A 12584-nucleotide genomic window follows, 5' to 3' on the forward strand; every position below is an offset into this window, starting at 1 on the left:
GGGATGGCAGTCCGCCGCGCACCATGCGCGGTTGCGGACGCCCCCTCTGTCCTTGACCTGAGAGATTCGCGGCACACGAACAATACGCGTGCCGCTTGCTCCTTCGGTACCGCCGGCTGACGTGCAAGCCGGGGTTCTTCAGAGTTCAATGGCGGGTACCGGTCCTTTTGCCTGAGAGTTTCCGGGGCGGTTGCTCCTTCGGCGCTGTGTCGGCCGGGCGGCTGGCACAGACTCTCCCGATACACGCGGGGTAAAACGATGGCAACTATGCCATATAAATCCGCTAGCGGTGCGGATCACCTGGCTTGCGCCCCGTGATCATGGCAGCGACGAGGTTCTCGCGGCCCTTGATGCTCATGACGATGGCCGCGGCCACATGCAGGATCACCAGCGCCAGCAGCCCGTTCGCCAGCCAGCGATGGATGTCGACTGGCAAATCCTCGCCCCAGAACGCATCGAGACGCGAGATCCAGCCGGTGACCGCCAGCGCCAGGATCAGCGCCCACATGGCCAGCATGGCGACGGCGCCCAGCGGCGTATGGCTGACATACCGCGGCGCGCGGCCGGCGACCAGTGCCTTGCCATAAGCCAGCATGGCGGACGGACGTGGCAGCCATGTGCGGAAACGCGCAGGCTGGCTGCCGATGAAGCCCCACAAGACCCGGAACAGCACCAGCCCCGCGGCGATGTAGCCGAGGGTCCGGTGCACCTTGTCTCCGGAGTCCTGGACGAGGTCAAAGCAGACGATGGCCGCCACGCTCCAGTGCGTGAAGCGCACGACCACGTCCCAGACGCGAATCGTGTCGGGGGCGTTCGTCCGGTCCGCGGGCGCCGACATGCTTAGCTGCCGATTTCCGATTTGACGATTTCAAGCGTCTTGGTGTCGAAGTAGATCTCGGCCTTCTTGCCATCCTTGGTCGTGCCGTAGATCTCGTAGCAATTGCCGTCCACCTTGAACTTCTTGATGTTGTAGCCCTGTTCCTGGATCTTGGCCTTGGCATCGGCTTCCGGCATCCATTCGGATTTCGGGTGCTTGGCGCAGTTGGCGCCGGCGAAAGCGGCGGTCGAGAACACTCCGGCAACGAGGAAAGCGGCAATCTTCTGCATGAACTTCTCCGGCAATGAGCCCCGCAAGGGGCGATGGCGGCATCCTAACTCAGAATGAGAGCCATTCTCAACACTGGGTTTCCCAGGGGGTGTCGGGCGCTCGCGGCCCAGCGGCTGGTCTTGGACCATTGCAGTCACCTGGCATACGATGAAACTGCCACGTGGGGGGCTCCAGCTTCTGGCCAATCCGGACCCGCAGGGAGATGTCATGCAGGGCTATCAACTCACCTTCTACACCCAGGAAGGTCGGCGCTATCACGGCAAGCAGCTATCGCACTGGCTGATGCAGGTGATGCGGGAGATGCAGATTCGCGGCGCCACGCACACGGTGGCGGCGGAGGGAATCGGGCACGACCATCGCTTCCACTCCTGGCACTTCATCGAACTTGCCGATCGGCCGGAAGAGGTGACTGTGGTTGCCACGGTCGAAGAGGTGGAGGCGCTGCTGGAGCGCCTGCGTCACGAAGACATCCGCCTGTTCTATGCGAAGACGCCGGTCGAGTTCGGCTTCGTCGGCACGCTCGATATCTGAGCGCCTGGCTCAGGCCGGATTGATGACGGATACCCCGGCACGCGCCGCGGCCCGGGCAAGCCGCGCCACGCCTTCCTCGATCTGCGCCGGATCGGCGCCCACGAACGACAGCCGGAACGCGGGGCGCGCGCGACGCTCGGCATAAAAGCCGGCACCCGGCACGAACAGCACTTTCTCTGCGATGGCATGGGGCAGCAGCGCCGCCGCGTCGTCGATGCCATCCACGGATACCCACAGGAACATGCCACCGGCGGGATCCGCAAACCGGATGCGCGTGCCGAACGCCTGGCGCAACGCCGTCGTCAGCCGATCGCGCTTGTCGCGGTAGACCGCCACTTCCCGCCCGACCTGCGCGGGCAGGTTTCCGGCCTGAAGGTAGTGCGCGGCGGTCAGTTGCAGCCATGGCGGCGTGCACAGGTCCGACACCTGCTTGGCGATCACCGCGCGACGCACGATCTCCGGCGCGGCCACCATCCAGCCCAGCCGCAGTCCTGGCGCCAGCGTCTTCGACAGGCTCGCGAGATGCACGAGCCACGGGCGCGCGCCGGGTACCTGATTGCAAAGCGCGAGCAGCGACGGCGGCGGCGGACCGTCGAAGCACAGCGCGCCGTAAGGATCGTCCTCGACCAGCACGATCCCGTGCTGTGCCACCAGTTCCAGCAATTGAAGCCGGCGCGCGGGTGACAGCGTGGCGCCGGTTGGATTGGCGAAGGTCGGCACCGTGTAGATCATGCGCGGACGTGCCGGCGCGTCCGCGAGCATCGCCTCCAGTGCGTCGACGTTCATGCCGTCATGGTCAGACGGCACGCCGCGCACGTCAGCGCCGGCCAGCCGCAGTGCCTGCAGCGTGGCCGAGTAGGTGGGTTCTTCCACCAGCACAAGGCTGCCCGGCTCCACCAGCGCGCGCACGAGAAAATCGAAGCCCTGCTGCGAGCCGCTGGTGACCAGCAGTTCGTCCAGGGCGACGGCCGCGCCACGCTCCGCCATCAGGGCCGCCAGCGCCTGGCGCAGCGCAGGCGTGCCCTCCGTCGCACCGTACTGCAGGCACTCGGCAGGACGTTCACGCAATGCCTGCGCGGATGCCGCGCCGATGCCTTCCACGTCGAACAACGCGGCGGACGGATAGCCGCCAGCGAACGAGATCATCTCCGGGTCGGAGAGATACTTGAACAGCTCGCGGATCGGCGAGCCTTGCGGCTCGCGTAGCGCGGGAACGAAGGGGTAGGCGGTCATGGCGCGCTCGTGGTTGCGGACGTCGTGCTTCAGCAGGCCGCGGCGGTCATCTTGAAGATGCCCTGCGCATTGCCGGCGTCGAAGCCCAGGTCCGTGCGCGTGATGGCCTGTGCCTCGTCGACGTAGCGATCGCGCGTGATGAACTCGTAGAACGAACCCGGTACCTCGCGCACCACCTCGTCACCGCTGGCGCCAACGAACGCGCGGCGAACCGGATCGGCGCGGAACGCGGTCTGCTTCACGCGGCCGCTTTGCGACACCTCGACCTTTTCCTTCATAGGGCGGCCCACACGCTTCTGTTCGTCCGATACCGCGAAGACGTCCTCCACGCGGTCGGTGGCGTGGTTGAATGCATTCCCTTCGGTGGCGATCCACGCCATCTCGGACGACTCGGCCAGCAGGCGTTCGTAGTCGTTCAGATGCGGTGTGGCGTGCTGACGCGCGAAGCAGCCGGCCAGCAGGTCGATCAGCTCCCCGGCATCGGCCAGCGGCAGCGCGCCGTCACGTTCCAGTTCCCACAGTAGCGACTGCGCGCGCGGCGTGAGCGGATCGACGGAGTTGCCGACGACGTGGCTCACGGCTTGCTGGAATTCCTCGCTATAGCGCTCGGGATGGAATTCGCTGAGGAAGAACTGCGCGATTTCCTCCGGCGCATCGGCGTGGGCATACGAGCGGCCCGTCATGCCGATGCGGTCGAGCGGATACGTGCCATTGAGGCGGTAGCCGAGCGGGCGCAGGATACGCGTGAAGGCTGCCTCGCCTGCGGGCAACGCGCCGTTCTCCTGCCAGCGCACGGTGCGCAGCGCGCCGTGGTCGAAGTGCACCTTGCCGCCCGCGGCCGCTACATCCTCCGTGTAGGCCTTGCCGGTGGGCACGCGATCCAGGATGCCGGCGAACAGCACCAGGTTCAGCGCATGAGCGATCTCGGCGCGCGTGGGGTGACCCAGCTTGCCGGTCGGCAGCGTGGGTGTGGCCACCAGTTGCGAGAGCCGCGTGGCGGCTTCGGTGCCGAGGCTAAGGGATACGAGCGAGGTGACGTTGGAAATCATGATGAGATGCCGCGCGGGGACGCGCGGAAAGGCAGTTGGAATAACGTAGGTGGTTTTCAGTCCACCGAGGCGCCGGACAGTCGGACGATGTCGCCCCACTTCTGGCGATCCTTCTTCAGAACCTCGGCGAAGGCATCGGGCGTGCTCGGTGCCGGTTCGGCGCCGAGTTCGCGCATCTTGGCCTGCACGGCGGGCTCGCCGAGCACGCGCGTCAGGTCCTGGCTAATCTTCTGCGCCACGGCTGCAGAGGTACCACGCGGTGCGAGCAGACCGAACCACGGGCTGGCGTCGAAGCCTGGCACCGGGCCGGCGGCGGCGACGGTTGGCACATTGGGCAACGCCGACGAGCGTGCCGGCGTGGTCACCGCCAGCGCCTTGAGCTTGCCCGAACGGATGAACGGCAGCGAAGCCGGCAGGTTGTCGAACATCACGTCGACGCTGCCGCCCATCAGGTCGGCGATGGCCGGGCTGCTGCCCTTGTAGGCGACGTGGCTCATCTCCGTGCCAGTCATGCGCTGGAACAGTTCGCCCGCGAGGTGCGTGGAGGTGCCATTGCCGGCCGATGCCATGTTCACGTGTTTCGGATGCGCCTTCAGATAGGCGATCAGTTCGCCCAGCGTCTGCACATGGGCGCGCTCGGCGAAGGCCGGTGACACCACGACCACGTTCGGCACCTTGGCGACCATCGTCACCGGCACGAAGTCGGCGGCGGCGTCGTAGGGCAGCTTCTTGTACAGCGTCGGGTTGATGCCGAACTCGCCCACCGAGCCCATCAGCAGCGTGTACCCGTCGGCCGGGGACTTGGCCGCCGTGCCGGTGCCGACGATGCCACCCGCGCCGGGACGGTTGTCGACGAGGACGGTTTGCTTCCACTGGATCGCGAGCTGGTCGCCGATCAGGCGCGCCACCATGTCGGTGGTGCCGCCCGGTGGATACGGCACGATGATGCGTACGGGTTTGGCCGGGAATTCCTGGGCGGCGGCGATGCCGGGAACAGCCGCGCCGAATGCGAGGCCGGCAGCTGCGAGGGCGCTGATCAAACGCTTCATGTTGTCTCCCTGTCCTGCTTGTCTTTGTTCGTTCTGGGGTGCCGCGTTAAGAGGGGGCGCGGCGGTGCGAGTTCGAATCGTTCCTCATCAAGCTGACGGTTTCAAGCGAGATTTCGGTATAGGATGATGACTTTTAGTCAACAAGTCCGTCCCCGCCTCATGCGCCAACGTCTTCCGAGTCTGTCCAACCTGCGTGCCTTCGACGCGGCGGCGCTGCATCTGAATCTGCGGCGCGCGGCGGCGGACCTGTACATCACGGAGAGCGCGGTATCGCGCCAGATCGCCTCGCTGGAAAGCCTGCTTGGCGTGCAGCTTTTTCACCGGGCCAATCAGCGCATCACGCTGACGGCGGCGGGGGTGCTCTACAGCCGCCAGGTGCGCGAGATGCTGCGCAAGCTGCAGCGCGACACGCTGGACATCATGGCGCACGAAGGTGTGGGTGGCACGGTGGAACTGGCGTGCGTGCCAACGCTGGCCGTCGAGTGGCTGATTCCACGGCTGCCGGGTTTCTATGCCCGCCACCCGCAGGTCATCGTCAACATCCGCGCGCAGTCGGATGTCTTCCTGTTCGAGGGCACGCCGTACGACGCGGCGATCCACTTCGGCGAGGCGGTCTATCCGGGCGCGCGGGTGGACCGGATGTTCGGCGAGGAGTCGGTGGCCGTCTGCCATCCAGACTTTTTTGGCGGCAAGAAGCGGGTCAGCGTCAACGACATCGCGCGATCGCCGCTGCTGCACCTGGTCACGCGCAGCTTCGGCTGGAAGCAATGGATGGAGGCTGCCGGCATTGACGATGTCAATGCGTTGCGCGGCGCGCGCTATGACCACCACAGCATGGTCATCAGCGCGGCGCGCGCGGGGCTTGGCATCGGGCTGGTGCCGCGTTTCCTGGTGGAGGAGTACCTGACGCGCGGGCTGCTGGTGACACCCGTGGCGCGATCACTGCGCGCGACGAGTGCGTACTACCTCGTGGTGCCCGACAACCAGCCAATGAGCGATGCGATGGGGCACCTGCGCGAATGGTTGCTGGAGGCAGCGGGTGAGTTCGTGGGCGTCGCGACGTAGAGGGAGCCTCGAGGGAACGACCTTGTGACTTCGCGTTGTGACTTCGCGTTGCGCCAAGGCTTGAGTGCCGTATACGATGGGGTACGGAACATGGTCGTGGTCCCGGAAACCCATGCCAAGGTGTGGCTTTCCCAACTAGTGCACGTGTTCTAGTCTTGAAGACTGTCTGGCGCAGTCAGCGTCTGAAGCTATAACCATACTCACTCCCCATGCCAAACGACCCGATCGAACCCCAGGCCGTCTATCAACCTATTACCCGCAGCGCGATCTTCATCGTCGCGACGCTGACGCCCGGTGCCGAGCACGCCGCGACCGTGCGCGCCTGGTGCGCGGATGTCGCAGCGCTCGTGCGGTCCGTCGGCAAACGTGTGCCGGGCGGCAACCTGTCATGTGTCTGCGGCTTTGGCACCAACGCCTGGGATGCACTGTTCGGGGGCCCGCGTCCCGCATCGCTACATGCATTCCGCGAGTTCGGCGCCGGCGATCGACGCGCCGTGGCCACACGGGGCGATCTGCTGCTGCATATCCGCGCGGAACATATGGATCTGTGCTTTGAACTCGCGACTCAGTTGATCGGCCGGCTCGGCGCGGCGGTGACCGTGGTCGACGAAGTGCATGGCTTCCGCTACTTCGACATGCGCAGCATGGTGGGCTTTGTTGACGGCACTGAGAATCCAGTGGACCGCGAAGCCGTGGATTTCACGATCATCGGTGACGAGGACCCATCGTTCGCAGGCGGCAGCTACGTGATCGTGCAGAAGTACCTGCATGACATGACCGGCTGGAACGAGCTTTCCGTCGAGGCGCAGGAGCGCATCATCGGGCGGACCAAGTTGTCCGACATCGAACTCGATGAGTCGGTCAAGCCGACGTGCTCGCACAGCTCGCTGACGACGCTGGAAGAGGACGGCAAGGAAGTGAAGATCCTGCGTGACAACATGCCGTTTGGCTCGCCCGGCAAGGGCGAGTTTGGCACCTATTTCATCGGCTACGCGCGCTCGCCCGCGCCAATCGAGCAGATGCTCGAGAACATGTTCGTCGGGCGTCCGCCGGGCAACTACGACAGGCTGCTCGACTACAGCAAGGCAGTCACCGGCAGCCTGTTCTTCGTACCGTCTCAAGCGCTGCTCGAAGCGCTCGCGGAACGCAACCCATAGACCGCGGGCCTGGACGATGATGGCGGCCTCGGCATGTCCGTCGAGGCCGAGTGCGAATCGGTGGATCCGACCGACCTGTTCGGCGAGCAGCCGCTGGGGCTGCCGCAGCGCGCCAAGGCCACTTCAGACGCCACTGCATCCGATTCGCACCAAAAAAAACTGACCCTGTCATACTCCCGTAATACCCACACTAAGAGCATGGACTCCATCATTGTTCGTGGTGTGGGACAATCGCGCCCCATCGGGTAAGGGTTTTCCCGGTGTTCGCGTGAACAAGGTGCGCAATGAAATCGATCGACTGGAAGGACTGGGAAATCTTCTGCCGCGTGGTGGAAGGGGGCGGCTTCACACAGGGGGCCGAACTGGCCGAAGTCCCGAAGTCATCGGCGAGCGCCGCGGTGGCGCGGCTGGAAGGGCAACTCGGCGTGCGATTGTTCGAGCGGACCACGCGTCGGGTGCGCGTCACTCAGCGCGGCCAGCAACTATATGATCGCGTGGCGCCACTGTTCGGCGAACTGCGCGAGATCAGCGCGGAAGCGGCGTCCGTCAGCGAAGAGGTCAGCGGCACGATCCGCATCGCCACACCCTATGAAGTCGGTTCGCAGCACCTTTCGCCGACGGTGAACCGGCTGCTCAAGCTGCATCCCTCGCTGCGCGTGCAACTCGATGTGAGCTGGGACCAGCCAGACCTGATCCGCCACGGCTACGACCTGGCCTTCGTCATGACAGACACGGGGTTGAGCGATAGCTCGTTTGCCAGCAAGCGGGTGGTGCTGATCGAACGCGCGTTCTATGCCGCGCCGTCCCTGATTCGCGAGCGCGGACTGCCGCGCACGCCGCAGGATTTGCAGGGCTGGCCCACGGTCGGCAATCTTGACGATACGCGTTGGGAATTCCTGCGCGATGGGGTGGAAACCTTTGCCATGGATGTGGAACCCCGCATCTGCACGCACAACGCGGAAGTCCGGTTTAATGCCGCGGTGGATGGCCTGGGCGTGACGCGCCTGTCGCCGCGATTTGTGCGCGAGGCACTTGTGGAGGGCAAGCTCGTGCGCGTGCTGCCTGGCTACGCATCGTCCCCGCTGAAGGTCTATGTGCTGATGCCCGCCCGCAAGCTGATGCCGGCCAGCGTGCGCGCATTTCTGGATGCGCTCGAGGAAACGCTGGGTGTGCCGGAAACGCGTCGGCCCGGAGTGCGCGTGACGGCCGCAACGCGCATTGAGGAGCGCGCGGAAGATCAGAACGATGACGATGGCGAGCCCACCGTCATCACCCTCGACTGAGCGTCAGAAAGGCTGGTCGCCGCTGCGGGCGTCGAAGCCCAGCGTGTCGGCGATTTCCAGCATTTCGTCGTCGTCCTCGCTGCGCGTGATCCAGCCGGCATAGGCATCGCCGCCCGTATCCCAGTTCCAGAGCGTGTAGCCCGCCACGCGGAGCTGATCGGCCGCCAGCTCCATGAGTTCGGGCACGCTGGTGCCTTCGAGGAAATCCTCATCCTCGGTATCGTCGGTGCCCCAGTCGATCTCGAGATCGATACGCTCGCATAACTGGTTCAGGCAGCCGATAAAGGACTCCACGTCCTTCCAGTCGACATAGAAGCCTGATTCCCAGTCGATGATCTCCTTGATCTGAGAGAGCAATGCCTCCGCATCGACGTCGTCTTCCTCGGCGTCTTCCAGGGCTTCCTCTAGGAGCGTGAGCTGCCGTGTGGTCTGTTGCGTGTCGCCCAGGTTGATCAGCGCGAACAGCCGGCTTACGGCGTCCTGCGCATCGTCTTCCAGTTCTATCGCCATCTGTTCTCTCCTGCCGCTACCTTTCCGATTTCATTTTGCCCACGCGGTGTCACGCGCAGCGCGCGCGACGTGCTTGTAGGTTCTATCCAGCCGCGCGCCAGCATCGCCTGCAGCAGCGCGGCCCCGAGCGCCCCTCCCAGATGCGGCTTGCGCTCGCTCCAGTCGGGGCACGTGCAGGCGAACTGCCGCCGCTTGCGCCGCGCCGCATCCACGTCGATCCCCAACTGCCCCATGGCCTGCGTGCCATCTCCGGTCAGGTCGACCCGCGTGCCGTCCACGGCGATCCAGCCCGCCTGCGACATTCGTTCGAAAAGCCCCACAGCAAGTTCCCCGGCCAAATGGTCGTAGCAAGTTCGTGCCTGCTTCAGCGCAGGCGGCGTGGTGCGCGAAACGGGCACGGCACGCATGCGCGGCGGCTGACTGGCCAGCGACGCGGTGGCCAGCGCCTCGATGGCCACGCCAATTTCCGGCGTGGCAAGCCGATAGTAGCGATTGCGCCCGCGAGTTTCCACCACCAGCAAACCGCCTTCGGAGAGGCGGGTCAGATGTCCGCTGGTCGATGACGCAGACAATCCGGCGATCAACGCCAGTTCGCCGGCGGGCCGGGCGCTTCCGTCCATCAGCGCCCACAGCATCGCGGCGCGGCCCGGGTCGGCCAGCAACCCCGCAAGCTGGCTGATGCCAGGAGCGAATTCCATAGTTCATGCTTCCGTGAAGGGACGGATGCAGTATAGGGGAGTCGGGGGGGCCGCTGACCTCAGACATTAAAAGCCTGTTTGCACATTAAAACGCCGTTCCAAACATCAAAGTGCTTTCCTGTGCAAAAGTGTGCTTTCCAAATGTATTGGTCGCACCCCGTAGCCCTATTCAGTTCCGCCATCCATGCGAATCACCGGTTCCGTCCCTCGGTGTGACTAGGAGTTCTTCCCTTTTACGATGTTGCTCTTATACGGATCGTTACGCCGATACCTTGCGCTGACCTTTCGCATCGGTGGATCCTCTTCGACCAGGCGGTCTTTCTCAAAATAGGTTTTGAAGTGAATCTTCGCCAACTCTTCAGGCAGGTATGCCGTTGCTCCCCAAATGAGACGCCAGGCAGCCAGTTCGCTCGAGTTTGAGATGACGTACACCGGATGGTCGACTTCCTGCCTCAGTCGCGATACCGACGCAAAACCATCCAGCGGACGCGGGACGCGAACCTCCTCACCCTTGTTGTCCCAGCCAATCCAGTGACTGTAGAAACCGACGCCGTCGGGTAGGCGCATAAACTCGTAGTAGGTCTCCGCTGGTTTTGGCAGGCGCATACCGCAAATCTCGCGCATCAAGCGCAACGAGATATCCCCGAACGCGTCACGCGGCGCTTTCTTGAGAACCTGTTTGAAGTGGTTGTAGTCGTTGAACCGCAGTTGTCGTGCCCTGACGTGCAGCAACTGGCAATGACAGAGGCCAGCCGAGACGTCGGCTGCCACGGGGAGGCTTTTCAAGCCTGCCTTGAGTTGAGCGTAACTGAACATCACAGTCTCCGAACGAGCGTCGCCATAGGACTACATAGTCCTAGCCTTCGGCACGCTGCTTGCCCGGTCGGCGACCTTGGGTCATGTGATTTGATTGAAATGCCCCAGCTTTTCCCACGCAGCCGGGAGGTAGCTGGCACCCATATGAGAAGAATACCAGACTTTATCCTCAGTTGATATCCTAGTTCCTGTTAGCGGGGAGAGCCCTGCCGAATAGAGGGGCCGATTGACCGCGATGGCCGACACCAACCGAACGAGTAAGGCCGCATTGGTAAGTGCTGCATCAAGGAACGGCCTGAAAACAAAGGAAATGAAGATGACCGGCAATGGCAAGAGAGTGAGCTGGATTGTTCGCAGTGGAAGCGACTACCTGTTTCCCCAAGGCGGAGACGTGGGTTTCACACCGAATCTGGCGGAAGCCGGGGCGTTTGAATCAGAAGAGGCTGCATTCGAAGCGGGGCAGGATCATTGCGACCCGGGGTTTGTAGTAATGCGGGACCCGCGCTGAGAGGATGAAGTCCTTTGGGAAGCTGGCTATTCAACATCCCTGCGCGCGTCACCCCACCAAGAGAGCTAATCGAGCACTTCCTGCGTCAGTCGGTTTGTGATCTCACCCGAGAGCAAGTGGTCGACTTGAATGGAGGACGCCCTTGCTGGTTGTCACATCCGTCCGTGGACTCTGAACCAGATTAGCGGTGAGCCAGAAAGACAAAATCCGCCTCAAGGGCGGGTTCTGCTTACAGAAGTTGATGCCAGGAGAGCCCCAGGTGGCTGCTGAGCTACGAAGGCGTAAAAGTGGATTCCTTCCCGTCTTGAGGGACAAGGCCCGGCGCGCACCCGGTAATGCGGCGAGCTTTCGTCTATACGAAAAAAATAACGACGACGCACTCATCATGACGCCCCACTCTGCCCCCTCAAACTTCACGCCCTCGCTGTGGAGCTGCTTGCCACTATTGAAGCGCACGCAAGCGACTACCCCCAAGTGTTTCTTTGGAATGAGGTACCCGGTCCCGACCTTGTCCGGACGTATGCGAACTTGGTCATCGAGGTTTTTGTCGAGAAAGACAACCCTATATCCGTTCGCTCTCGTGAGTCGGGAGGGGTTTCTGTCAACGTTAAGAGCTTCCCCGAAGGCATGGAATTGCTGCGAAGAACGGAAGGGCTTCGCCAAAAATTAGGCGAGCCATACGTCCGACTCCGCTAGGCGGGCTCAAGCTCCTTGGGAAAAGCGCGCTGCATTGCCTCGATGGCAAAGGAGGGTAGCGGCCGATAGCTACTGCTCATCCAGGCCGGACTGGTGGGGATGGGCTCTGCCATGATGAACTCGGCCGGTCCTGGCTCTTTCTTGCGTACCGGATTGCGATACTTCAAGCGAAGGAACTTAAACTCTGGAGCTGCGTGGATCCACAGATCTGCGAGAGTTCGATATCGGCCGTCGAATCGAAATCGCAGCCACTCTGTGCGGAATCTCGCCGCCTTCCCGGTGGGCGGAGGAAAATCCCACGTTGAAAGGAAGACATAGGGAATGTGCCACTCTTCGAGATGCCGTTGATCCCAAATGCGGGTGCGGTCGGCCACCTTCAGGAATTCAATAAGGTAAAAGATGTCGGCAAAGGGAGCATTGTCTCGTACGAACGCCCAGTGCTTCTCCCATCTACCGAAGGAGGCGGCTCGCAGTGCTGCCCCAGCCGCGGGATCAGCATCCTTGGGTGGCAGGAGTTCATATCTGGCGCCGCCCTCGGCCTTGATGGGGCAGTAGGTGCCTGGACTAGGGTCGTGCCCCCACGTGCGCACAGCAGTTGCGATGTCTTCTGCGACGGTGTGCAGCGTGATTCCACAAGCTAAGCACCGAACAGTCGGCCGAATGCGAAGGTTGCCATGGGGATCATGCTTTGGACCGTAAAGGTCTTTGTAGTGGTCGACGTTCAGGTTTTGACCGGATCTGGGATCGTATGCGTATTCCAAAATCTTCCTTGCATCAAGTTGCGACGCGCTGCGAACATCGTCTTGATGCTTGGCTAGTCGCGGATAGTTCGCCTTAGTTGCCAAGAAGGGGCTAGCTAACCCGATATCGTCTTCCGGATT

Annotated in this window: 15 protein-coding genes and 1 riboswitch; of the genes, 6 read left to right on the plus strand and 9 right to left on the minus strand. The window is 63.1% G+C overall.

Features of this window, described 5'->3' with window-relative positions; all coding sequences use genetic code 11:
- Window positions 1-149: 149 nt before the first annotated feature.
- Window positions 150-249: riboswitch (glycine riboswitch) on the minus strand.
- Window positions 250-283: 34 nt separating this feature from the next.
- Window positions 284-838 carry a cytochrome b/b6 domain-containing protein gene (locus K6G35_RS20990; protein WP_008651383.1) on the minus strand — a complete coding sequence of 185 codons (555 nt, stop codon included), beginning with the start codon at window positions 836-838 and terminating at the stop codon, window positions 284-286.
- Window positions 839-840: 2 nt separating this feature from the next.
- Window positions 841-1107: a PepSY domain-containing protein gene (locus K6G35_RS20995; RefSeq protein ID WP_008651386.1), complete on the minus strand. Its 267-nt coding sequence runs from the start codon at window positions 1105-1107 to the stop codon at window positions 841-843.
- Window positions 1108-1315: 208 nt separating this feature from the next.
- Between K6G35_RS20995 and K6G35_RS21000 the strand changes: the two genes are divergently transcribed.
- Window positions 1316-1639 carry a DUF190 domain-containing protein gene (locus tag K6G35_RS21000; RefSeq protein WP_008651388.1) on the plus strand — a complete coding sequence of 108 codons (324 nt, stop codon included), beginning with the start codon at window positions 1316-1318 and terminating at the stop codon, window positions 1637-1639.
- Window positions 1640-1648: 9 nt separating this feature from the next.
- Here K6G35_RS21000 and K6G35_RS21005 read toward each other — a convergent pair whose 3' ends face one another.
- From K6G35_RS21005 to K6G35_RS21015, 3 genes are read right to left on the minus strand one after another with little or no spacing between them, the layout of a single operon-like run.
- Window positions 1649-2872, minus strand: a complete 1224-nt coding sequence (locus K6G35_RS21005) for an aminotransferase-like domain-containing protein (protein ID WP_008651390.1) — start codon at window positions 2870-2872, stop codon at window positions 1649-1651.
- Window positions 2873-2901: 29 nt separating this feature from the next.
- Window positions 2902-3921: a DUF1338 domain-containing protein gene (locus K6G35_RS21010; protein WP_495676959.1), complete on the minus strand. Its 1020-nt coding sequence runs from the start codon at window positions 3919-3921 to the stop codon at window positions 2902-2904.
- A gap of 56 nt (window positions 3922-3977) precedes the next feature.
- On the minus strand, window positions 3978-4970 hold the full coding sequence (locus K6G35_RS21015; RefSeq protein WP_495676960.1) for a Bug family tripartite tricarboxylate transporter substrate binding protein: 993 nt from the start codon (window positions 4968-4970) through the stop codon (window positions 3978-3980).
- Window positions 4971-5129: 159 nt separating this feature from the next.
- Here K6G35_RS21015 and K6G35_RS21020 point away from each other — a divergent pair, with 159 nt between their 5' ends.
- The 4 genes from K6G35_RS21020 to K6G35_RS21035 all read left to right on the plus strand — a co-directional run bounded on the left by K6G35_RS21020 (window position 5130) and on the right by K6G35_RS21035 (window position 8475).
- Window positions 5130-6035, plus strand: a complete 906-nt coding sequence (locus K6G35_RS21020; protein ID WP_008651393.1) for a LysR substrate-binding domain-containing protein — start codon at window positions 5130-5132, stop codon at window positions 6033-6035.
- 209 nt (window positions 6036-6244) lie between these two features.
- Window positions 6245-7192, plus strand: coding sequence for a Dyp-type peroxidase (locus K6G35_RS21025; protein ID WP_008651394.1), 948 nt, complete (start codon window positions 6245-6247; stop codon window positions 7190-7192).
- A 33-nt stretch (window positions 7193-7225) separates the two neighbouring features.
- Window positions 7226-7441, plus strand: a complete 216-nt coding sequence (locus K6G35_RS21030) for a hypothetical protein (protein WP_495676961.1) — start codon at window positions 7226-7228, stop codon at window positions 7439-7441.
- A gap of 35 nt (window positions 7442-7476) precedes the next feature.
- Complete coding sequence (locus K6G35_RS21035; protein ID WP_008651395.1) at window positions 7477-8475, plus strand: LysR family transcriptional regulator; 999 nt, start codon at window positions 7477-7479, stop codon at window positions 8473-8475.
- Between the two features lie 3 nt (window positions 8476-8478).
- On the opposite strand, the gene K6G35_RS21040 is transcribed toward K6G35_RS21035, so the two are convergent.
- The 3 genes from K6G35_RS21040 to K6G35_RS21050 form a co-directional block, all read right to left on the minus strand.
- Window positions 8479-8985: a DUF6630 family protein gene (locus K6G35_RS21040; RefSeq protein ID WP_008651396.1), complete on the minus strand. Its 507-nt coding sequence runs from the start codon at window positions 8983-8985 to the stop codon at window positions 8479-8481.
- On the minus strand, window positions 8976-9683 hold the full coding sequence (locus tag K6G35_RS21045) for an ArsR/SmtB family transcription factor (RefSeq protein WP_035884446.1): 708 nt from the start codon (window positions 9681-9683) through the stop codon (window positions 8976-8978). Before K6G35_RS21045 ends, K6G35_RS21040 begins: the two co-directional genes overlap by 10 nt.
- A 216-nt stretch (window positions 9684-9899) precedes the next feature.
- On the minus strand, window positions 9900-10499 hold the full coding sequence (locus K6G35_RS21050; protein WP_495676962.1) for a hypothetical protein: 600 nt from the start codon (window positions 10497-10499) through the stop codon (window positions 9900-9902).
- A gap of 235 nt (window positions 10500-10734) precedes the next feature.
- Here K6G35_RS21050 and K6G35_RS21055 point away from each other — a divergent pair, with 235 nt between their 5' ends.
- Window positions 10735-11007: a hypothetical protein gene (locus K6G35_RS21055; RefSeq protein WP_495676963.1), complete on the plus strand. Its 273-nt coding sequence runs from the start codon at window positions 10735-10737 to the stop codon at window positions 11005-11007.
- Between the two features lie 692 nt (window positions 11008-11699).
- Here K6G35_RS21055 and K6G35_RS21060 read toward each other — a convergent pair.
- Window positions 11700-12548: a hypothetical protein gene (locus K6G35_RS21060; RefSeq protein ID WP_495676964.1), complete on the minus strand. Its 849-nt coding sequence runs from the start codon at window positions 12546-12548 to the stop codon at window positions 11700-11702.
- Window positions 12549-12584: the final 36 nt, after the last annotated feature.

The organism is Cupriavidus sp. HY129 (assembly GCF_059492215.1).

What these genes read in the sequence shown, in the direction of transcription:
- K6G35_RS20990 (WP_008651383.1), bottom strand. Translation starts at nt 838, where the DNA reads ATGTCGGCGCCCGCGGACCGGACGAACGCCCCCGACACGATTCGCGTC.
- K6G35_RS20995 (WP_008651386.1), bottom strand. Translation starts at nt 1,107, where the DNA reads ATGCAGAAGATTGCCGCTTTCCTCGTTGCCGGAGTGTTCTCGACCGCC.
- K6G35_RS21000 (WP_008651388.1), top strand. Translation starts at nt 1,316, where the DNA reads ATGCAGGGCTATCAACTCACCTTCTACACCCAGGAAGGTCGGCGCTAT.
- K6G35_RS21005 (WP_008651390.1), bottom strand. Translation starts at nt 2,872, where the DNA reads ATGACCGCCTACCCCTTCGTTCCCGCGCTACGCGAGCCGCAAGGCTCG.
- K6G35_RS21010 (WP_495676959.1), bottom strand. Translation starts at nt 3,921, where the DNA reads ATGATTTCCAACGTCACCTCGCTCGTATCCCTTAGCCTCGGCACCGAA.
- K6G35_RS21015 (WP_495676960.1), bottom strand. Translation starts at nt 4,970, where the DNA reads ATGAAGCGTTTGATCAGCGCCCTCGCAGCTGCCGGCCTCGCATTCGGC.
- K6G35_RS21020 (WP_008651393.1), top strand. Translation starts at nt 5,130, where the DNA reads ATGCGCCAACGTCTTCCGAGTCTGTCCAACCTGCGTGCCTTCGACGCG.
- K6G35_RS21025 (WP_008651394.1), top strand. Translation starts at nt 6,245, where the DNA reads ATGCCAAACGACCCGATCGAACCCCAGGCCGTCTATCAACCTATTACC.
- K6G35_RS21030 (WP_495676961.1), top strand. Translation starts at nt 7,226, where the DNA reads ATGTCCGTCGAGGCCGAGTGCGAATCGGTGGATCCGACCGACCTGTTC.
- K6G35_RS21035 (WP_008651395.1), top strand. Translation starts at nt 7,477, where the DNA reads ATGAAATCGATCGACTGGAAGGACTGGGAAATCTTCTGCCGCGTGGTG.
- K6G35_RS21040 (WP_008651396.1), bottom strand. Translation starts at nt 8,985, where the DNA reads ATGGCGATAGAACTGGAAGACGATGCGCAGGACGCCGTAAGCCGGCTG.
- K6G35_RS21045 (WP_035884446.1), bottom strand. Translation starts at nt 9,683, where the DNA reads ATGGAATTCGCTCCTGGCATCAGCCAGCTTGCGGGGTTGCTGGCCGAC.
- K6G35_RS21050 (WP_495676962.1), bottom strand. Translation starts at nt 10,499, where the DNA reads ATGTTCAGTTACGCTCAACTCAAGGCAGGCTTGAAAAGCCTCCCCGTG.
- K6G35_RS21055 (WP_495676963.1), top strand. Translation starts at nt 10,735, where the DNA reads ATGGCCGACACCAACCGAACGAGTAAGGCCGCATTGGTAAGTGCTGCA.